Consider the following 19,324-nt stretch of genomic DNA (forward strand, 5'->3'; position numbering starts at 1 on the left):
CTCCTTACCCCTCTTGGGCGGCATCATAGGCAAGGTTGTCAGCGTCGGCACGTGAATTGCCCGACCAGCCGCCATCCTTGTGACCACGTTGCACGACACGTTGACGGAAGATGTCAGCGACGGTTTGGGCGTCACCGGCAAGTAGCGCCTTGGTCGAGCACATCTCGGCGCACAACGGGAGCTTGCCTTCAGCGATGCGATTGGCGCCGTATTTCTCGTACTCCTCTTCCTTGCTGTCAGCAGGTCCGCCGGCGCAGAAGGTGCATTTGTCCATCTTGCCACGTTCACCGAACGCGTTTTCCTTGGGAAACTGCGGCGCACCGAACGGGCAGGCGTAGAGGCAATAACCGCAGCCGATGCACAGATCCTTATCATGCAGCACGATACCGTCGTCGGTCTTGTAGAAGCAGTCAGTCGGGCAGACTGCCATGCAGGGTGCATCGTCGCAGTGCATGCAAGCCACCGAGATGGATACCTCATCGGATTCGCCGTCATTGAGTGTAACCACCCGACGACGCTGTACTCCCCACTCCACTTCGTTGGCATTCTTGCACGCCGTAACGCAGCCATTGCACTCAATGCAGCGTTCCGCATCACACATGAACTTCATCTGAGCCATGAGAGTCTCCTCATTGCCGGGGTGTCACATGTTCCCGGCAAAATCATTCATCGTTATCGTTCTCAGCTGGCTTTTTCGATACGGCACAGGGTGCATTTGGTTTCCTGCATCTGTGTCACCGAATCGTAACCATACGTTGTCGCCGTATTGGCCGCTTCACCCACGACATAAGGGGCGGAACCCTCCGGATAGAGGCTTTCCAGGTTCTCGCCCTGGAACATGCCACCGAAGTGGAATGGCATGAATACGACCTCTCTGGCCACCCGCGGCGTTACCATGGCCTTTACCCGAACTCTGCCACCCTCGGGACCTTCAACCCAGACCATGTCGCCATCCTGAATAACCAGGTCATTGGCCAGCGCTGGATTGATCTCGACGAACATTTCCTGCTGCAATTCAGCGAGCCAGGACATGGAACGTGTCTCTTCACCACCCCCTTCATATTCTACCAGTCGCCCTGATGTCAGGATGATGGGATACTCATCCGTGACGTCCTTTTCCTGTATCGAACGATAGAGTGTCGGGAGACGGTAATGAGAGGATACGTCATCCCAGGTAGGGTAGTTCTCGACAAGATCGCGTCGACTGGTGTATAGCGGTTCCCGGTGTTTCGGTATCGGATCCGGGAACGTCCAGACGTTGCAGCGCGCTTTGGCATTGCCGAAGGGCGCACACTCATGATCGATCACGACACGTTGAATGCCGCCGGACAGGTCCGTCTTCCAGTTTTTGCCGTCGGCCGCTTCTTTTTCGTCATCGGTGAGGTCGTCCCACCAGCCGAGGTCCTTGAGCATGTCCGCCGTGAATTCCGGGTAGCCGTCATCCAGCTCCGAGTTCTTGCTATAAGAACCGTCAGCAAGGATGTCGTTGCCATCATGCTCGACCCCGAAGCGAGCACGGAATGTCAAACCGCCTTCAGAGACGGGCTTGCTGGTGTCGTAGAGGATCGGCGTTCCGGGATGCCCCATCTCGGCGTTACCCCAGCAGGGCCAAGGCATGCCGTAGTAGTCACCGTCGGCTGGGCCTCCCTGGGCTTGCGTCGTTTCGAAGCTGAACGTATGCCAGTTCTGCTGGTGGGTCTTGAGTCGTTCAGGACTCTGGCCAGTGTACCCTACGGTCCACATGCCACGATTGAATTCGCGCGTGATATCTTCGATGAGCGGTTCCGTGCCATTGACCTCGATGTTCTTGCATAACTCGTCGGCGAAGCCAAGTTTCTGTGCCAGGAGATACATGATCTCGTGGTCGGGCTTGGACTCGAACATCGGCTCGATGACGCGGTCTCGCCATTGAAGCGCACGGTTGGTAGCCGTGACGCTGCCGTACGTCTCGAATTGAGTCGCAGCAGGCAGCAGGTACACGCCGTCGGATCGGCCGTGCATGACACTCGCCACCGTGGGGTAGGGGTCAACGACCACCATCATGTCGAGTTGCTGCATGGCCTTCTGCATCTCGGGACCCCGGGTCTGGGAATTCACTGCATGGCCCCAATAGAACATGGCCTTGAGTTGGGTCCGCTGAGAAATATCCTCTTCCTGCTCAAGGACACCATCAACCCATCGCGATACAGTGATGCCATTGCTGTTCATGGGTTTGCCGTCGGTATATTCCGTCTGGTCAAAACGGCTTTCGAGCCATTCATAATCGAGATCCCAGACAGTGGCCCAGTGACGCCAGGCACCCTCGGCCAGGCCATAATAACCAGGCAGTGAGTGCGACATGAGGCCAAGGTCCGTGGCACCCTGGACGTTGTCATGACCACGGAAGATATTGGCACCACCACCGGATTTGCCGATATTGCCTAGTGCCAGTTCCAGGATGCAGTAGGCTCGGGTGTTGTTGTTGCCGGTAGTGTGTTGCGTGCCCCCCATGCACCAGACGACGCATCCGGGACGATTGTCAGCCAGGCGTTTGGCCGTATCGTACATCTGTTCTTCCGGGACCCCGGTAATATCCTCGACCACATCAGGAGAGAAGTTCGCGACTTCATCACGCACTTCATCCATGGCATAGACACGCTGGTTGATATATTCCTGATCTTCCCAGCCATTTTCGAAAATATGCCACAGTAGACCCCAGATGAAGGCGACATCCGAGCCGGGCCGAATACGGACGTAGCTGTCGGCTTTGGCCGCGGTTCGCGTAAATCGCGGATCGACAACAATGATGTTGCACTCGCTTTTCTCCTTGGCGAGCAGGATATGCTGCATGGCAACGGGGTGTGCTTCGCTGGGATTGGAACCAATGAACATGATCGACCGACTATTCTGCAGGTCGTTCAGTGAGTTGGTCATGGCGCCATAGCCCCAGGTATTGGCGACACCGGCAACAGTGGTCGAATGGCAGATGCGTGCCTGATGGTCGGTGTTGTTGGTACCCGCGAGCGCCGCGAATTTTCGCATCAGGTATGCTTGCTCATTGTTGAACTTGGCAGAGCCAAGCCAGTAGATACTGTCTGGCCCATGCTGCTCGGTCAGTTCCAGTACCTTGTCACCGATTTCCTCGATCGCTTCATCCCAGGAAAGGCGCTGCCATTCGCCGTCGACCAGTTTCATTGGATACTTGAGACGACGATGGGAGTGACCGTGATAACGTAGCGAGGCACCTTTGGCGCAATGCGCCCCACGATTGAACGGATGATCGAAGGCGGGCTCCTGTCGAGTCCAGACCCCTTCCTGGACATCGGCATAGACACCACAACCCACGGAACAGTGTGAGCAGACCGTACGTTTAGTCTCGACGGGGGCATCGGAGACCGGGGTCTTGTCATCGGCAGCGTCGGCTCGCTGCATCATCGAATTACCCACGAAACCGACGGCGGCGACACCACCGGTAGCGGCTCCGCTGCGTTTGAGAAACTGGCGTCGGCTGATACCGAGTCCACTGGCGCGGGGCGTGTCGGATTTACGAGTTAAGCGCATGGAACGTTCTCCTGGCCTTCGGTTTGGGGCAGCCTGTCAGTCGCGCAATGTCGCGTAAAACGCGCGGATGTGATCGGTTTCCCGATACTGGGTCGATGTATCGGAAGAGCCGGCATCGTTCTCGTCACTCTCCGCCTGGGCCAGAGTGACGTGACCCACCGTCGCGGCTGCACCCGCGGCAGCCGTTCCCCATCCGAGGGTCTTAAGGAAATGTCGCCGTTGAGGGTTGGGCGCTTTTTTCGTTTTCATGAATATTTCCTCATCAATAGAGGGCTCCTGAGTTTAGCCTACCGTGGCATGAGGAGCCGTCGCGGTTTCGTCCTAACATTTCGTTTGCTGCATGTCTGCTGAGGTCATCGTCAGACGCACGGGTTCGTGTCCAGCCTGGGCAGACAATCTATCCGTTTCCAGTTCCATGAAGGTTCGGCCAAGCTCTCCCAGACGGGCATAAAATGGTGTTTCGACGTTGGCCAGATCGCTGAAACACATCGTGGCCCATGGCGCGAGATGGCGCATGAAAAAATCGGCTTGTGGCACGGAATTCGATTCGATCAACATCGCCATGACTTCGCACAATGCCGCCAGGTGATCCTCGGGATCGTTGTGATTCTCTTGTCTCTGGAATCCCAGATAACGCAAATCCTGACGGAGAGTCACCAACGCTTCATCCATCAACGTGCCGTTTCGATACCAGGAAGCGTAAGGAATGACATCGCCTTGGATAACGCCAACCAAATGCTGGAAGTGGGCGCGTTCGAGTTGTTCCGGCGATGCCTTGCCAGCTGCATCGATCAAGGCGCTCCAGCAGGGAAACAATGGCGAACCATCATCCACCGGCTGGAGCTCCGCCAGCCAGACCAGCGACTCTCTGTCCGGTGACGCAAGCAGATACGTGGCGAGCAGTCTATAGATATCGGCCCGGAGCGCGTCGATCTCCGACAGCTCATGCATTGGTTCAGTTGAAGCGAGATCATGCATATCGGTCATACTTTCAACTGTGATTCAGGATTTTTTGCCATGTCCCGCCACACATCCTTGACGCGACAGTCTTCACACATTTCCAGTCTCGCCATGGCGTCGCCGGCAAAGTATGGATGATCGGCGAGCTTGGACTTGATGGCCTCTATCGTGCTGACCGTGGCAAATGGTTTGCCGCAACTGATACATTCGAAAGGCGGTTCTTCGTGTTTGATGTGCCGCTGGTATCGTGTTGGAGAGGAGAGGAAGCCCGGTACCAGGCGAATGGCGTCCTCCGGACAGGCGCTGGCACACAGACCACACTGCACACAGTCCGCTTCACGGAAGCGAAGTTGTGGTGTCGACTCGCCGGCAGCTAATGCCGGTGTCGGACACGCTGCGACACAGCTCATGCATAAGGTGCATGCTTGGGTGTCGACCGTCAGGCCGCCGAAAGGGGCATCGTCAGGCAGTGCATGCCGTTGTTCATCTACTGTCCCTTGAGCTTCCAGCCACTCCAGGATCATGTTGAGTCGTTCACGCTTGTCTCCACTTCGGCTGATTTGGTGAAGCATCTCATCCGGGATGTCCTTGCTGGTGCCAATGGCGTTGTCATGACATGGCAGGGCGTCCCGAGCGTCCTGATCATGCTCTCCGAGAATCTGTACACGATCCTGAGAATGGCCCAGGGCGACCAGGAGAGAACGCGTCTGTTCCCACTGGTTCTCCAGCATCGTCACGATGCTGGCAGGCAGCGTGTCATGACAATGAATACGAACTTCACAGGCGCCAGAAACCAGTGCCCCTAGCCAGTGCTCCATCCCTCCCGCACCCAGCTCATCGAGGGGGACATCAAGCAAGTGGCCTGGTGTCGGGATTACCTCGCTTTGACGGTGTACTGCTTCGATGAATCGTACGACAGGTTGTCCTCCACCGGCCTGCCGATATCGCGTAAGCAGGCGACCGATATAATCGTGTTGCTGCTGTGGTTGAGGGAGTCGGTACTGAATGGCCCCCGTCGGACAGACCGAGGTGCAACTACCGGCGCCTTGGCAGCGATAAGGGTCGATCTCGATCCATGACTCGATACGTTGCTGTCGCTCACTGATGGCATCGGCAGGGCACACCGACAAACACCGTGTACAACCGGTATGGCCGCTGCTGTCATGTGCACAGCGATCATGATCGATTTGAAAATAGCGCGGTTTTTCGAATGCTCCGATATGCTCGGGAATGGCTTGAAGCACGTCTTCGCATGCCTGCGTATGCCATTGGCATGCAAAATAACCGGGCGGGTTGAGTTCCAGAGCGAGTTGGGGGGGCTCGCCTAGATCCAGTATCAGATCGAAATGAGGGCGATCAATCGAGGCCTTGGCCAGGTTGATCGGACCTTCATCATGGTCTAGCCAAACGTCGAACGATCCCAGATAGCCTTGAATGTCAATGGATTGTTGCTGTCGGGCGATATGCCAGCATGGGACGTTCCCCCACGCGGTATCGCTTCGTTTCCCATAAGCAAGAAGCGTCACGGATGCCAGCCCGCAGGAATGCAGACGTCGTGACGCCGCAACACAGTCGTCATGAGCGCCGATGATGAGCAAGTTTCCCTGGCTTTGATACTCGACGCTGGCAGGTGTCAGGTTGACCGGCCAGGATACCTGCTGCGTTGCAGCGTCGCGCGCCTGCTCATTGGCACCGGCATCCAGTGTGGCCGCACCGATAAGGCGTTGGTTCATGTTTCCTCAAATCAAGCTAGTAGCGAACGTCTGCGTCGTTATGTATTGCGTTCGTCTTATCTATTTCATCAGTTTCTTATCATAAGTGTTAGCCATTTTGTGATGCTTTGCCAACACGACCTTGGGACGAGAGAGCGCTGTCGGAATCGACATCATGGTCATCATCCGTCTGTGGCGGCTGGTCTGGTGGCCTCTCCGACATGCCAGTCTCCCGGCCTGGATCCCCGTCATGGCGCGGATTGAGTGATGTGGTATCACCATGTTCTGCATTGGTCGGTTGCTGGTTTGCAAGCTCGTCTTCCGTTGACTGAGCGGACTCTTCCAACTTGTCAGACCAGCGTCGCAAGCGGTTGGCAACTTCCTGGGCAAGTGGTTTGAGACGCTGTCGATAGTCATCATCGTAATCATCGAGCCCATCCCGCATCTGGTAATGTGGTGCTTGGTATAGGCGTCGCAAGGCTCGCTTTCTCAAGCCGGCACTGACACCGGGAACCAGAAACGCCTTGATATCGCTACCGGGCGGCAAGTCCTCGGGATCTGGCAGTGTGTCATCCAGACTGCCGGGTTCAGGGGATGACGATGCCGAGGGTGGATCCTGCTCCTCGCCTGACAATGCCTCGGCTGATGGCATCGCGTCGTTTTCTGGCACCCCAGGCGCGGTCCTGGCGTCATCGGAGTGTTGACGTTTGCGTTGGGACCAACGAGATAACCGGTTCATTACTGTTTCTCTTCGGGTTGAGGATTGGGTTTTCCCTTTTTCTTTCTGCCTTCGACCGGGGCCTCGCCGTGATGAGCGAGGTAGGCTTCTATCCATACCTGAATGGCCAGAGGCATGGCAGTTTCAAGGACTTGACGTTCACCATCCATCCAGGCTGCAGCGACTTCCTGACTTGCGGTAATGGCTGTGGGAACGGGAGGTTCGCCCGCCATGCCGCCACACACAAAAAGTCGGGGAGAATCGCTGTTCAAATTGAACCGATAGGCGGCACGCTCGGTCATGTAAAGTTGCAATTCCAGTACATGAGGTCCCTGCGACCCTGGTGCCAGTGAGGCGATATACCATTGATTGATGGTGAACCCTTTGACGGTACTGGGCTGTTGGGAAAACGACAGGCTCAAGGTGCGTCTGCTGTTGATGACCGGTTGCGTCCTGGACATCGATAGCTCCTGGAGTTTTGCAGCGACAATGACGACAGTAAGCGTCAGGCATGCAATGATGGTCAAGCCGATTTCTGTCTGGCACTAGCTGATGATGCAGTACTTCATAAGAGTAACGATGTGATGAGTGATCTCCAGTTAAGCCACGCCCGGATGCCTACCACGCTTGAAATCGAGGTCATCGATGAGTTCGGAGCCTCCCGCGATCAGGCCATTGCCGCTGAACGGGCGTTGACTCTGTATCTCAACCGTCGAGAAATCGTGACACTGATGACGCTTGGCGCCGAACCGGAAGCATTGGTTATCGGATATCTGCGTAACCAGGGACTGATCAACAGTTATGAGGATCTCATCGCCGTACATGTCGACTGGGATGTCGAGGCAGCTGCCGTCATAACGCGCCAGGAGCCGGAGGATCTCGCTGAACGTCTGGGACAGCGGACAGTGACGACAGGGTGTGGCCAGGGAACGGTCTTCGGCCGGTTGTTGGAGACGACGGATATGACGACACTGCCGGAAACCATCGTGAAACAGTCGGTGCTCTATCACTTATTGGAGAACTTGGGGGCCTATAACGAAACGTATCGAAGTGCCGGGGCCGTTCATGGGTGTGCGCTCTGTCATCAAGACCAGGTGATCGACTTTATCGAAGACGTCGGGCGACATAATGCCGTGGATACGCTGGCAGGTCGCCAATGGTTGCAGGGAACGGTCGTGGATGAGCCCGCAGATATCTTCTATACCACCGGCCGGCTAACATCCGAAATGGTGCTGAAAGTCGCGCAAATGGGGATCAGTGTGTTGGTGTCCCGGTCAGGCGTGACTCAAAAGGGCGTGGAACTGGCCCAACGTTTCGGCGTGATGTTGATAGCCCGGGCCAAAGGGCGACGTTTCCAGGCGATCGGTAGCGCCGGTCGCCTGGTGCATGATGCGATTCCCTCCAAGCGCCCAGGAGACCGACGTTGAGGAAAGGGACGGACGTACATCTCAGGTCAGGGACTATCGCCTCGTGTGCAGACCGATAGCACGACGGCATCCTCTTCGCTGACGGAAACCAGGGCATGCCCCATCTCACTGTCGAAATAGATACTGTCCCCATGGTGCAAGGTCAGGGGTTCATAAAATTCGGTATATAGCATGATGTCACCGTCCAGGACGATGAGAAACTCTTCACCATCATGGCGAACCCATTCCGTAAACTCCTCGAATTGACGGGCACGAACGATGGTCTTGAATGGGATCATGCGTTTTTGTGCCAACTGCCAGGACAGCAGTTCATGCTCATAGGTTGGGGTTGGATGGCGTTGACCATCACCGGCGCGGGTCAGGTCACGACGTCCTGAGGTGGCACTCTGCGGCTTGGGCGGAGCCAGCAGTTGAGGAAGATCGATTCCCAATCCAGTAATCAGCTTCTGTACGGCGCTGAATGTCGGGGAGATCTGGTCATTCTCGATCTTGGACAGTGTCGAACGGGCCAAGCCTGTGCGTTGGCTGACGTCATCCAGCGTCCAGTGCTGAGCAAGACGGATTTCCTTCAGACGCTCCCCCAAACGAAGTGGTTCGACAAAGGGCTTGCGGCCTGATGCGATTCGCAAGGCGGCATTCTGATCGTTGCTGGCGGTCATGATACGTTCACTATAAGAAACATATTTTCATCATAGTCTACCATAGGTTCCGGGGATTTATCGTTCTCGATACGCTTGCATCATGCTGGTATCCGACCTTTTTACATGATATGAGACATCCTGTATTTATTTGCCGGGTTTCCTCAGCATGGGAAACAAGTCGAGGTCACGGCGCCCAGGGTTGTCCCAGCAACGCCTTGAGATGGGCCTCAACACAGTAGCCGAGCGTAACCAGGTCATACCCTCCTTCCAGAGTCGATACCAGTCGGTTGTCGGCATATTGAGATGCCACATCGATCAGTTGGCGGGTCACCCAGTAAAAATCGGCGTTGTCGAGACATAGCCCGGCCATTGGGTCGTTTCGATGGGCATCGAACCCGGCTGATATCAGTACCAGCTCGGGACGGAAGTCGTGCAAGGCAGGGAGCCATTGCTGTTCTACGGCCCGACGGAATGCGTCGCTGCCGGCACCGGCCGGTAAAGGGGTATTGATGACGTTTGGATACTCCTCGTCAAGATAACGCCAGGGATAAAAGGAGCGTTGAAAACTGGTACAAATCAAGACATCGGGATCGTTCTTGAAGATATCGATCGTGCCATTGCACTGGTGAACATCAAAATCGGCGATGGCAATACGCTGAGCGCCGTAGCGTTGTTTGGCATAGGTGGCACCGACGGCAACGTTGTTATAAAAGCAGAATCCCATCGCTGCAGCGGTTTCCGCATGATGTCCCGGTGGTCTTACGGCACAGAACACATTATCCGCCTGCCCCCGATAGACCTTGTCGACGCCGCTCACGACGGCTCCGGCGGCCAATCGGCCCGCGGCGAGACTGTGCGAGTTAAGTCGGGTGTCGCCATCGAGAACCGCCCATTCACGTGTTGGCTGACGTTGCGCTAGATAGTTCAGGTAGCTGGGGGAATGAACGCTGGCGAGTTGCTCATCGGTCGCCGCTTTGGCGTCGAATTGCATGGTTTGCTGTAGTACGCCAGCCAGAGCCAGCCGTTTCTGAATGGCTTCCAGACGTGCAGGGCACTCTGGGTGGCCAGGTCCCATGTGATGGAGATGGTAATCTCGATGGGTTACATAGGCGGTGATCATGGCGTGCTCCATCGGGCTATGATGATATTCATAGGAAGCCTCTTGCATGACGCTGTCAATACATCGTACATAGGAAGGATACGCCGGATCAGGAGGTCAAGCGTTGGGAACTCGTTTTCTGCGGCATTTCCTGGAGCCGCAAAGCCTGGTCGTCATCGGTGCGTCCGAGGAACCCTATTCGATGGGTGGACTGGTCGTCTGTAACCTGCAGGAGGGTGGGTTTCCGGGCGCGATTCACGTTGTCAATCCCAGCGGGTATGAGCAAGTCCACGGGGTACCGTGCGTCTCTCGGGTATCTGAGCTGCCATTTGTTCCTGACATGGCGGTAATCTGTTCTCCCGTTGCCACTGTACCGCCATTGATCGAAGCGTTGGGGCGCATCGGGGTCCGTGCTGCCATGGTGCTTTCCGGCGGTGCGTTTCTGGATGATCGCAGCGAAGATGGTGGGTCCATCCGCGAGCGCATGTTGAAAGCCGCTCGTCGCTCGGGTATCCGCGTGTTGGGACCTGAGTGTCTGGGTGTCATCGTGCCAGGGCGCAAACTCAATGCCACCTACGCCAGTCAGCCGGTCAAGCCCGGGCGAGTTGCCTATCTGGGGCAGTCGGGCATGCTAGGCAATGCCATGATCGACTGGGCGGCAGGCCGTGGTATCGGTTTTTCGCATTTATTGACCCTGGGAGACAGCGTCGATGTCCTGTTGCCGGACTTGATCGACTATATCACCCAGTATGCGCCAAGCCAGGCCATTCTCTTGCACCTGGAACGCATCCATGATGCGATGCATTTCATGACGGCGCTGAGGGAAGCGTCCCGCAATCGACTGGTGTTGGCGATCAAGAGTGGACGTACGAAGCAGTCGGAATTGTCCGGACTTCCCTCTACACCGGGTATCGACAACCGAGACATTATCGTCGATGCCGCGCTAGCCAGGGCCGGTGTCGTCAGGGTCGATGATTCGGACGAGTTGTTCGACGCGCTGGAAACGCTTTCTCGAATGAAACCGCTGCGCGGAGACCGTTTGGCCATCGTTTCCAATGGGCTGGGGCCGGCCCTGCTGGCGATCGACAAGTTGATCAGTGCCGGTGGCAAACTGGCCGCTTTCAGTGATGGAACGCATGATGACTTGCTCAAGGGCAACGTCGATATGAGCCTTCCAGGCAGCAATCCGGTCGATCTGGGAGGGAATGCGACACCGGATAGCTTTGTCGATGCGCTGAAAGTGGTCACTCATGATCCCAATGTCGATGCAGTGCTGGTCGTCCACGCCCCGACCCGACTGGCTCCATCCAAAGCCACGGCACAAGCGTTGGTTGCCCACCGCAAATCATTTCACCGCAATCTGCTGACGAGTTGGATGGGCCTGGAAGAGGCGCTGTCGGCTCGTCATGAGAGTCATCTGGCCGGTATTCCGACTTACATGTCTCCCGAGAAGGCGGTCAAGGCCTTCATGCACATGGTGAACTACCAGCGGGTACAGGCGTTACTGCAGGAAACACCGCCGAGTTTACCGTTCACTACGACGACAGAGATTCGCCACCGTTGCCATGAGCTGATTGCTGAAGCAAAAGCCCTTGAGCGCTCAAGTTTGACACACTCGCAGACGTCGGTTGTTCTGGCCGCTTATGGCATACCCACAGCAACCAGCCGGTATGTAGCCACAGCTGAGGAGGGGGCTGCCATGGCGGAGTCCTTCTCGGGACGCATGGCCTTGAAAGTCGTTCACGCCCACAATTGTGTTCCTTACCGTTATCGACGTCATCCGCACAAGTTGTCATCTGGCTTGCTACAGGATCTGGAAACGCCACAGCAAGTTGCCGAGGGTATTCAGCGTCTTGAAGACAAGGTGCATGAAAAGTTTCCGGATACCGACATCCATGAATTCTGTCTCCAGCCAATGCTGAGAGGCCGGCATTCATTACAGTTGTGTGCCGGGATTACACGCGACCCGATATTCGGGCCGGTGATCGTTTTCGGAATCGGCGGCTACAAGGTCAATGTCATGGCCGACAGGCATGTTGCATTACCGCCACTGAATATGACGCTGGCCAACGACCTGATTGAACGCACTCATGCTGCCAAGCTGGTTCACGAACACTCGCGTGATCCGGAAAGGGATGTCGAGCAACTCAGTGAATTGTTGGTCAAATTATCTCAGATGGCCTCCGACCTGCCTGAATTACGCGGGCTGGAAATCAACCCGCTATTGCTCAACCGAGAAGAGGTGGTGGCCGTCGATTTTGCCATGGACTTGGGGCCGCCGGCCCGATACGCGATCATGCCGTATCCGGAGGAATTGCGAGAGTGGGTCACGCTTGACAATGGTATGGAGGTCGAGATTCGTCCTATACGAGCAGAGGATGCGCCTCTCATAACGAATTTTCATACCCAACTGTCCGAGCAGAGCATCCGCTTTCGTTATTTCCAGCACAAGAGTGATCTAAGCAAGCGGGAACTCTCGCTTCTCGCCCATATCAATTACGACCGTCAAATGGCCTTCATTGCCGAACATCAGAAAGATGATGGCAACCCGGAAATGCTTGGCGTCGTGCGTGTCTGGAACGACCCCGACAATATTCGTACCGAATTCTCTATCATCATTCGTGATGACCTGCATGGGGTAGGGCTGGGTTCCTTGTTGATGAACAAGATGATCCGCTATTGCACCAATATCGGGACGCTGGAAATGGTCGGGAAGGTCATGCTGGACAATCACCCCATGCGCGCGCTGATGAAACACCTGGGCTTTCGGATGCATTACAACATGGAAGAACAGGTCGTCGATGTCAGTCTCCGCCTGAATGAGCCTGAAACGGATTGGCAACGTCACCGCCTCGAGAGTCAATCCGACTAGCCGGGTCGTTCATGCGTACGACGGGTTGGTTCCGTCGGACTATGGTACGGTAGGTATTGCATTGGGGTTGATCATCAAGTGTTCTGATTTGATGACTCTTCAATAAAAAATTATGATACGCGCCAGTATAACGAACCGATCGATAAACGCGCGCTGTCTGAAACACTGCGGTAGGGCAGTCGAGGTACGCAGGAGCAGGGGCCTGTCATGCCTTCTCTTGTGTGCCAAAAAATAGGCATAACAGGCAAATCAGATGACCGACGACACACAACCTGTGAAGATCAAGGTCCGGAGCTTGAGCAAGGTCTTCGGGAGCAATCCGAAGAAAGGGCTCGAACTTCGTGACCAGGGCTTGAAGCGTCCCGAGATATTCGAAAAAACGGGCCTGACATTGGGCCTGTCAGATATCAATTTCGATGTCCACGAGGGTGAATTACTGGTGATCATGGGGCTCTCCGGCTCAGGCAAGTCGACCCTGATCCGGTGTCTCAACCGCCTGATCGAGCCAACTGAAGGGGAAATCGTCATTGATGACGAGGACATTCCCAAGCTCAATGACAAAGAGTTGCTGGAGTGCCGCCGTCGACACTTCTCCATGGTCTTTCAGAATTTCGCTCTCTTTCCCCACCGCACCGTGCAGCAGAATGCCGAGTATGGACTCGAAATTCGCGGCGTCGATAAGGCAGAGCGCAGCGAAAAGGCGAGAAACTCGCTCAAGCAGGTCGGCCTCGATGGCTGGGAGAATGCCTATCCCAATCAGTTGTCGGGTGGCATGCAGCAACGTGTCGGCCTTGCCAGGGCGCTTGCGAATGACTCCAGTGTTCTGCTTATGGACGAGGCGTTTTCTGCGTTGGATCCGCTGATTCGCAAGGATATGCAGCAAGAATTGCTGGAACTCCAGCACCGCATGAAGAAGACGACGGTCTTTATCACCCACGACCTCGATGAAGCCCTGAATATCGGCGATCGTATCATCCTGCTCAAGGATGGAGAGATCGTGCAGATCGGCACACCCGAGCAGATTCTCACTCAGCCGGCTGACGAATATGTCGAACGCTTCATCGAAGGGGTGGACATGTCACGCATCCTGACGGCACGCAATGCCATGCGTCCGGTCAGGGCGACTGCAAGAGAAGATGACGGCCCACGAACCGCGCTTCGCAAGATGAGCGAGAATGGTCTGGATTCCATCTACGTGACCAGCCGTGACCGCAAATTGTTGGGCCTTGTCGAAGCCGATGCCGCTGATCAAGCGTCCAAGGAAGGGAAGCAGGACCTCACCAGCGTGTGGCATCAGGATTTCGCTTGCGTCGGCCCGGATGAGCCGCTGCATAACCTTTTTGCCATGTTCAGTGACAAGGGGTTTCCCATCGCAGTCGTGGATGAGGAGCGTCGCCTTCTGGGGGTCGTAGTCAAGGGGGCCGTACTGGCTGAACTGGCAGAATCAGGAGAGAACTGATGGAATTTCCACGTATTCCGCTGGGTCAGTGGATTGAAGGCGGACTCGGCTACTTGACATCAGAGTATTCGTTGATCACGCGTGGTATCTCGCGCGTGACCCAGACCGGGATCAGCGGATTGAACGACGGCCTGATGTGGTTACCCGAATGGGCATTGATGGCCATCATTGCGCTGATTAGTTGGAAGCTGGCCGGAACCCGGCTGGCTATCGGCTCGGCCATTGGACTCGCGTTCATCTGGAACCTGGGATTGTGGGATCCGATGATCGAGTCACTGACACTGGTTGTCATAGCGACATTGGTGGCAGTGACCATCGCGATTCCCGTCGGCATTGCCGCTGCGCTGTCGGAGAGGCTCTACCGAATGCTCATGCCGGTGCTTGACTTCATGCAGACGATGCCCGCCTTCGTCTATTTGATTCCTGCCATTCCGTTCTTCGGTATCGGCTCGGTTTCAGCCATTTTTGCAACGGTCATCTTTTCGATGCCGCCGGCTATCCGCTTTACGACATTGGGTATCCGTCAGGTGCCGATAGAGCTGATCGAGGCGGCTGATGCCTTCGGTTCGACACGTCGTCAGAAGTTGCTCAAGGTGCAATTACCGTTATCCTTGCCTACAGTAATGGCAGGTATCAACCAGACCATCATGCTGGCACTGTCAATGGTCGTGATCGCTGCCATGATCGGTGCCGATGGACTGGGCAATGAAGTATGGCGCGCGATCCAGCGACTTCGTCCGGGTGATGGCTTTGAAGCGGGTATTGCAGTGGTTATTCTGGCCATGATACTGGATCGACTGACACAGGCGCTGCGAAAGCAGCGCAATTAATCGGGTCACGTTGGATAGCGTTGCAGGGTTACCCTGCAGTGCTGTCTCTGCCCACAGAAAGATTGACCAACCGAAGTAGGGAAGCGGTTCGAGTGGCGAGCCGCTTAAATGAAGCATGGAGCAAAATTAGGAGAGGTACGCAATGTTGACACATACCCCGAAGTCTACAGCGATGCGCTATAGCGTACTCGCCCTGGCAGCAGGGCTTGGTCTGGCAGCGGGTTCCGCTCAGGCGCAGGAAGACAAGGGAACGGTGGAATTGGCCTATGTAGAGTGGTCGTCTGAGGTTGCCTCCACCAATGTTGTCCGCGCAGTGCTGGAACAGCAAGGCTATGATGTCGAAATCAACTCTCTTTCGGCATCAGCCATGTGGCAGGCCATTGCCCATGGAGATGCCGATGCCATGGTAGCTGCCTGGTTGCCGACGACCCATGAAGATTACATGGAACAGACGCAAGACAGCGTCGAAGATCTCGGCCCCAATTTTGAAGGTACCAAACTGGGCCTGGTTGTCTCAGCGGATTCGGAACTCGAGTCCATTGAAGATATCAATGATCATGCTGACGAGCTTAACGGCGAGATCATTGGTATCGACCCGGGTGCCGGCCTGATGTCTCAGACGGAAACGGTGATTGAAGAATATGGACTCGATGTCGATTTGCGTAGTGGTAGTGGAGCGACCATGACCTCTGCGCTTGGTACGGCGATCGAGAACGACGAACCTATCGTCGTGACAGGCTGGACACCTCACTGGAAGTTCTCCCGTTGGGATCTGAAATATCTCGACGACCCGAAAAATGTCTACGGCGATGCCGAGCGTATCCACACCGTGGTTCGCACGGGCTTGGAAGAGGATATGCCGGAAGCCTATGCGATTCTGGACAACTTCCATTGGACGCCCGAGCAGATGGGTGAAGTCATGCTCATGAACCAGGAAGAGGATGCTGATCCCTACGAGAATGCCCAGAAATGGGTCGAAGATAATCAGGACGTTGTTGAAGAGTGGTTGGCTGACTGAATCCTGCTTCAGGGATTCTCTCGACCACGACAAAGCCGGCCTACATGGCCGGCTTTGTCATTGCTTGCATGATGGTCCTGCCTATCAAGGAGCCAGGCGTACTTTAATCCATTGATTGTCGCGGAGTTGATAACGGATACGGTCATGCAAGCGACTGGGCTGACCCTGCCAGAACTCCACCATATCGAGTGAGACTCGATATCCTCCCCAGTTAGCCGGACGTTCGACCGTTTGATTGTCGTAAGCTTGTTCAAAACGCTGTCGACGTTCTTCCAGCCATTTTCGATCCGGTATCTCGACGCTTTGGGTCGCGACCCAGGCGCCGAGTTGGCTGCCTCGAGGTCGAGAGGCAAAATAGGCATCCGATTCTTCGGCTGGTATCTGTTCCACGCCTCCTTCGACACGGACTTGTCGGCCAAGCGATGGCCACCAAAAGACCAGGGCGGTATAAGGAACATTGGCGAGCTCACTGCCTTTATGGCTGTGATAGTTGGTATAGAACACCATGCCTCGTTCATCTACGCCCTTGAGAAGCACGATGCGGGCATGGGGCAGACCAAGACTGTCGACCGTTGCCAGCGTCATGGCGTTACTGTCTTCGCCTTCCTTTTCGAGTGCCAGTGACAGCCATTCCTGAAACAAGGGTAAAGGAGTGTCCGGCGTATTGGACTCGTCCAGAAAGCCTCCTTCATAGTCGCGTCGTATATCGGCGATATCACGCATCATGCTGTCTCCAGAAAAATATACGTTCATCTTGGCTGTTGGCTGGCACCGGCTCAATATCTCTTGTGCCTGACTGGCTCATCGCCCATGGATATCCTGTTGTCTTAGCTGTTTGCTTCTAAAGCGCGCATAACCAGTGCATCCCAGAAACAGGGCTAGTGATGCCAGGCATTCGAGTATCCCCAGAATGCCAAATCCTGGCAGTGTGGCGATCATGACGCCTTGCATGAAATACAGGAGGCTGACAAAAGCGAGCCAGGCATGACCACGTGGCCGTTGCATGACGATAGAGGGAAGAAAAAGCACCAATGGCAAGAGTCTGATGAGTAGAGGCATGATGCCCCCCTCCGTAGTCTGCTGGACCATCCAGCCACCGACGGCTAGTAATAATAATAGTAGGAGATAACTGGCGACGACCAGCTGTCGGGCTCGGTAAGTCAGGGGAGCCAGGCCGTAGCGCTCTTCCATCGCGTCGATACGTCGCCTCATCAACTCGACTCCCGCATGCTGTACAACGCTTTGGCCAGGCGTGCCAGGCGCCGTCCCTGTGCGTAGGCGAGTTGCCGTTCATTCTCGTCAATGGGGTTGTCACTGCGCGAGCCGGCCAGGTGGCTGGTACCGTAAGGCGTGCCCCCGCTGGCAGTCCTGAACAACGCTGTTTCACTATAAGGCAGCCCTGCGTAAACCATGCCCTGGTGGAGTAGAGGCATCAGCATCGTAATAAGGGTGGTTTCCTGTCCACCATGAAGACTGGAGGTGGACGTAAAGGCGGTGGCCGGTTTATCGATCAACGTCCCGTTCATCCAGAGTTCAGCGGTTCCATCGAGAAAATGCTTGAGCGAGGATGCCATATTACCGAACCGGGTCGGACTTCCCAGAGCGAGTCCGGCGCAGTCACGGAGATCATCGAGGCTGGCATATACCGCCCCTTCCTCGGGAATTTCCGGCTCAACAGCTTCGCAAGTAGGGGAAACACTGGGAACGGTTCTTAAACGGGCCGAAATGCCCGTCAGTGACTCGACGCCGGCCACCATGTGCTCTGCCAGTGCCCGTGTGGCACCATACCGTGAATAATAGAGAATCAGTACATAGGGCAATGATGGGCTCATTTTCAGGCTTCCTGATCTAGTGAGTCTCCCGGGGCGTTCATGGGAGGCGAAGCGCCATCAACTATACACTGCTATCCGGAGTCCACGAAACATGAGAGGTTACCGCCGTATGTACACCCATGCTCGGCTTCCGTCGGATAATGTGAGTCGTTGGCGTTCATAGCGAATGCCGAGCCGTTCATACCGATCCAGCTTGGCCAGTTCCTTTTCATCGACCGTTAACAGCAGTCCTTCTACCCGTGATCCGGAGACTGGTTCCAAATCCAGTCCATCGCGTCGAAAGTTCTCCAGGTAGACCGTTTCCGGATTCCCGCTGCGTCCGTAGACCAACCAGCGGACCGGCGCATACTGGAGCGTGCCATAGACGAAGACCTGATGCGTACCGGGTTCAATGGCATCGAGACTGTCAGGACGCTCATACAAGAATGGGCTCAACAAGGTAAGCCAAAGATAGAGCGCGATACAGACCGGAACACCTGCAATCGCCGCCAAGAGATAACGCCATCGGCGCATGTGATGTACTCCGGATAACTGGGTAGTCTGTGTCGGATTCACTGTCACTACCATTTCACGCTTTGATAGACTTTTGCAAAGCGTTGACCGAGGGGAGGTTGGCATGAAGCAAGATGATCTCGACTTCCGGCGTGAGATGAGTGACGTACAGCCCCTCTCTCGAGGACAGGACAAGGCGGATGTGTCGATGCGCCAGGGCGGTGCTCCCAGTCCGGCACAGTTAGCACGTCGTGAGAGTGCGGAAAAAGCGATTGAGGATGACAATTTCCTTTCCGACGATTTCGTGGAGCTTGTTGGCGCTCATGATCCACTCGGTTTTCGGCGCGATGGTATTCAGCTTGGCGTCTTTGATCGGCTACGCCACGGAGACTATACGCCAGATGCTCAACTTCATCTCATCAGGCGCCCGCTGAGGGAGTGCCGGCGAGAACTGTTCGGCTTTCTGCGTGACGCACATGCCCATGGTCTACGCTGTGTGCTGCTGGTACATGGCAGAGGCAAGTACGACGATAGCCCCGCGAACATATTGCGCTCCTATCTCGCTAAATGGTTATGCCAGTTCGATGAAGTGCAAGCATATGCTTCGGCGCCAGCATCGCGCGGTGGTCTGGGAGCAACCTATGTCATGCTGAAAAAATCCGAACGGGCGCGTGAGCGCAACCGCGAACGACAGCAGAAACGTCGAGGGTAGGGGCTGCCCGGT

The 19,324-nt window shown here is 55.7% G+C and carries 19 protein-coding genes; 6 read left to right on the plus strand and 13 right to left on the minus strand.

The window, feature by feature from the left end; all coding sequences use genetic code 11:
- Positions 1 to 4: 4 nt before the first annotated feature.
- From fdh3B to BLW01_RS11245, 7 genes are all read right to left on the minus strand, one after another.
- Positions 5 to 619 (minus strand): formate dehydrogenase FDH3 subunit beta, encoded by a 615-nt coding sequence (fdh3B, locus tag BLW01_RS11215; protein WP_092569701.1) that lies wholly within the window; start codon positions 617 to 619, stop codon positions 5 to 7.
- 62 nt (positions 620 to 681) lie between these two features.
- Positions 682 to 3,540, minus strand: coding sequence for a molybdopterin-dependent oxidoreductase (locus tag BLW01_RS11220; RefSeq protein WP_092569703.1), 2,859 nt, complete (start codon positions 3,538 to 3,540; stop codon positions 682 to 684).
- Positions 3,541 to 3,576: 36 nt separating this feature from the next.
- A complete protein-coding gene (locus BLW01_RS11225) occupies positions 3,577 to 3,789 on the minus strand; it encodes a twin-arginine translocation signal domain-containing protein (RefSeq protein WP_092569704.1) in 213 nt (70 codons plus the stop codon).
- Between the two features lie 72 nt (positions 3,790 to 3,861).
- Entirely contained in the window at positions 3,862 to 4,527 is a 666-nt protein-coding gene (locus BLW01_RS11230; RefSeq protein WP_229806409.1) for a TorD/DmsD family molecular chaperone, read from the minus strand.
- Positions 4,524 to 6,233, minus strand: a complete 1,710-nt coding sequence (locus BLW01_RS11235) for a 4Fe-4S binding protein (protein WP_092569706.1) — start codon at positions 6,231 to 6,233, stop codon at positions 4,524 to 4,526. The genes BLW01_RS11230 and BLW01_RS11235 overlap by 4 nt, the downstream gene beginning before the upstream one ends.
- 88 nt (positions 6,234 to 6,321) lie before the next feature.
- On the minus strand, positions 6,322 to 6,951 hold the full coding sequence (locus BLW01_RS11240; protein ID WP_175529823.1) for a DUF3306 domain-containing protein: 630 nt from the start codon (positions 6,949 to 6,951) through the stop codon (positions 6,322 to 6,324).
- Positions 6,951 to 7,391: a DUF3305 domain-containing protein gene (locus BLW01_RS11245; RefSeq protein WP_092569710.1), complete on the minus strand. Its 441-nt coding sequence runs from the start codon at positions 7,389 to 7,391 to the stop codon at positions 6,951 to 6,953. Before BLW01_RS11245 ends, BLW01_RS11240 begins: the two co-directional genes overlap by 1 nt.
- A 123-nt stretch (positions 7,392 to 7,514) precedes the next feature.
- Here BLW01_RS11245 and BLW01_RS11250 point away from each other — a divergent pair, with 123 nt between their 5' ends.
- Positions 7,515 to 8,357: a formate dehydrogenase accessory sulfurtransferase FdhD gene (locus tag BLW01_RS11250; protein ID WP_092569712.1), complete on the plus strand. Its 843-nt coding sequence runs from the start codon at positions 7,515 to 7,517 to the stop codon at positions 8,355 to 8,357.
- 26 nt (positions 8,358 to 8,383) lie between these two features.
- Here the strand turns inward: BLW01_RS11250 and BLW01_RS11255 are convergent, their stop codons facing one another.
- Positions 8,384 to 9,016, minus strand: a complete 633-nt coding sequence (locus BLW01_RS11255) for a helix-turn-helix domain-containing protein (RefSeq protein ID WP_092569714.1) — start codon at positions 9,014 to 9,016, stop codon at positions 8,384 to 8,386.
- A 166-nt stretch (positions 9,017 to 9,182) separates the two neighbouring features.
- Positions 9,183 to 10,118, minus strand: coding sequence for a histone deacetylase family protein (locus tag BLW01_RS11260; RefSeq protein WP_092569716.1), 936 nt, complete (start codon positions 10,116 to 10,118; stop codon positions 9,183 to 9,185).
- Between the two features lie 103 nt (positions 10,119 to 10,221).
- On the opposite strand from BLW01_RS11260, the gene BLW01_RS11265 reads away from it, so the two are divergent.
- The 4 genes from BLW01_RS11265 to BLW01_RS11280 all read left to right on the plus strand — a co-directional run bounded on the left by BLW01_RS11265 (position 10,222) and on the right by BLW01_RS11280 (position 16,276).
- Positions 10,222 to 12,969, plus strand: a complete 2,748-nt coding sequence (locus tag BLW01_RS11265) for a bifunctional acetate--CoA ligase family protein/GNAT family N-acetyltransferase (protein ID WP_092569718.1) — start codon at positions 10,222 to 10,224, stop codon at positions 12,967 to 12,969.
- A 253-nt stretch (positions 12,970 to 13,222) separates the two neighbouring features.
- Positions 13,223 to 14,428: a quaternary amine ABC transporter ATP-binding protein gene (locus BLW01_RS11270; protein ID WP_092569720.1), complete on the plus strand. Its 1,206-nt coding sequence runs from the start codon at positions 13,223 to 13,225 to the stop codon at positions 14,426 to 14,428.
- Positions 14,428 to 15,258 carry an ABC transporter permease gene (locus BLW01_RS11275; protein ID WP_092569722.1) on the plus strand — a complete coding sequence of 277 codons (831 nt, stop codon included), beginning with the start codon at positions 14,428 to 14,430 and terminating at the stop codon, positions 15,256 to 15,258. Before BLW01_RS11270 ends, BLW01_RS11275 begins: the two co-directional genes overlap by 1 nt.
- Before the next feature lie 142 nt (positions 15,259 to 15,400).
- Positions 15,401 to 16,276, plus strand: coding sequence for a glycine betaine ABC transporter substrate-binding protein (locus BLW01_RS11280; RefSeq protein ID WP_229806410.1), 876 nt, complete (start codon positions 15,401 to 15,403; stop codon positions 16,274 to 16,276).
- 84 nt (positions 16,277 to 16,360) lie between these two features.
- On the opposite strand, the gene pdxH is transcribed toward BLW01_RS11280, so the two are convergent.
- The 4 genes from pdxH to BLW01_RS11300 form a co-directional block, all read right to left on the minus strand.
- A complete protein-coding gene (pdxH, locus tag BLW01_RS11285) occupies positions 16,361 to 17,002 on the minus strand; it encodes a pyridoxamine 5'-phosphate oxidase (protein WP_092569724.1) in 642 nt (213 codons plus the stop codon).
- A gap of 75 nt (positions 17,003 to 17,077) precedes the next feature.
- On the minus strand, positions 17,078 to 17,488 hold the full coding sequence (locus BLW01_RS11290; RefSeq protein WP_092569726.1) for a DUF2069 domain-containing protein: 411 nt from the start codon (positions 17,486 to 17,488) through the stop codon (positions 17,078 to 17,080).
- Complete coding sequence (gene wrbA, locus BLW01_RS11295; protein ID WP_092569728.1) at positions 17,488 to 18,108, minus strand: NAD(P)H:quinone oxidoreductase; 621 nt, start codon at positions 18,106 to 18,108, stop codon at positions 17,488 to 17,490. Before wrbA ends, BLW01_RS11290 begins: the two co-directional genes overlap by 1 nt.
- 99 nt (positions 18,109 to 18,207) lie before the next feature.
- Positions 18,208 to 18,621 (minus strand): gamma-glutamylcyclotransferase family protein, encoded by a 414-nt coding sequence (locus tag BLW01_RS11300; RefSeq protein ID WP_092569730.1) that lies wholly within the window; start codon positions 18,619 to 18,621, stop codon positions 18,208 to 18,210.
- A 103-nt stretch (positions 18,622 to 18,724) separates the two neighbouring features.
- Here BLW01_RS11300 and smrA point away from each other — a divergent pair, with 103 nt between their 5' ends.
- Positions 18,725 to 19,312, plus strand: a complete 588-nt coding sequence (gene smrA, locus BLW01_RS11305) for a DNA endonuclease SmrA (RefSeq protein ID WP_092569732.1) — start codon at positions 18,725 to 18,727, stop codon at positions 19,310 to 19,312.
- Positions 19,313 to 19,324 lie beyond the last annotated feature (12 nt).

The organism is Aidingimonas halophila (assembly GCF_900106955.1).
Taxonomy (GTDB): Bacteria; Pseudomonadota; Gammaproteobacteria; order Pseudomonadales; family Halomonadaceae; genus Aidingimonas; species Aidingimonas halophila.

Excerpts from the sequence above, each read along its gene's own strand:
- fdh3B (WP_092569701.1), bottom strand. The coding sequence starts at position 619 with ATGGCTCAGATGAAGTTCATGTGTGATGCGGAACGCTGCATTGAGTGC.
- BLW01_RS11220 (WP_092569703.1), bottom strand. The coding sequence starts at position 3,540 with ATGCGCTTAACTCGTAAATCCGACACGCCCCGCGCCAGTGGACTCGGT.
- BLW01_RS11225 (WP_092569704.1), bottom strand. The coding sequence starts at position 3,789 with ATGAAAACGAAAAAAGCGCCCAACCCTCAACGGCGACATTTCCTTAAG.
- BLW01_RS11230 (WP_229806409.1), bottom strand. The coding sequence starts at position 4,527 with ATGACCGATATGCATGATCTCGCTTCAACTGAACCAATGCATGAGCTG.
- BLW01_RS11235 (WP_092569706.1), bottom strand. The coding sequence starts at position 6,233 with ATGAACCAACGCCTTATCGGTGCGGCCACACTGGATGCCGGTGCCAAT.
- BLW01_RS11240 (WP_175529823.1), bottom strand. The coding sequence starts at position 6,951 with ATGAACCGGTTATCTCGTTGGTCCCAACGCAAACGTCAACACTCCGAT.
- BLW01_RS11245 (WP_092569710.1), bottom strand. The coding sequence starts at position 7,391 with ATGTCCAGGACGCAACCGGTCATCAACAGCAGACGCACCTTGAGCCTG.
- BLW01_RS11250 (WP_092569712.1), top strand. The coding sequence starts at position 7,515 with ATGAGTGATCTCCAGTTAAGCCACGCCCGGATGCCTACCACGCTTGAA.
- BLW01_RS11255 (WP_092569714.1), bottom strand. The coding sequence starts at position 9,016 with ATGACCGCCAGCAACGATCAGAATGCCGCCTTGCGAATCGCATCAGGC.
- BLW01_RS11260 (WP_092569716.1), bottom strand. The coding sequence starts at position 10,118 with ATGATCACCGCCTATGTAACCCATCGAGATTACCATCTCCATCACATG.
- BLW01_RS11270 (WP_092569720.1), top strand. The coding sequence starts at position 13,223 with ATGACCGACGACACACAACCTGTGAAGATCAAGGTCCGGAGCTTGAGC.
- BLW01_RS11275 (WP_092569722.1), top strand. The coding sequence starts at position 14,428 with ATGGAATTTCCACGTATTCCGCTGGGTCAGTGGATTGAAGGCGGACTC.
- BLW01_RS11280 (WP_229806410.1), top strand. The coding sequence starts at position 15,401 with ATGTTGACACATACCCCGAAGTCTACAGCGATGCGCTATAGCGTACTC.
- pdxH (WP_092569724.1), bottom strand. The coding sequence starts at position 17,002 with ATGATGCGTGATATCGCCGATATACGACGCGACTATGAAGGAGGCTTT.
- BLW01_RS11290 (WP_092569726.1), bottom strand. The coding sequence starts at position 17,488 with ATGAGGCGACGTATCGACGCGATGGAAGAGCGCTACGGCCTGGCTCCC.
- wrbA (WP_092569728.1), bottom strand. The coding sequence starts at position 18,108 with ATGAGCCCATCATTGCCCTATGTACTGATTCTCTATTATTCACGGTAT.
- BLW01_RS11300 (WP_092569730.1), bottom strand. The coding sequence starts at position 18,621 with ATGCGCCGATGGCGTTATCTCTTGGCGGCGATTGCAGGTGTTCCGGTC.
- smrA (WP_092569732.1), top strand. The coding sequence starts at position 18,725 with ATGAAGCAAGATGATCTCGACTTCCGGCGTGAGATGAGTGACGTACAG.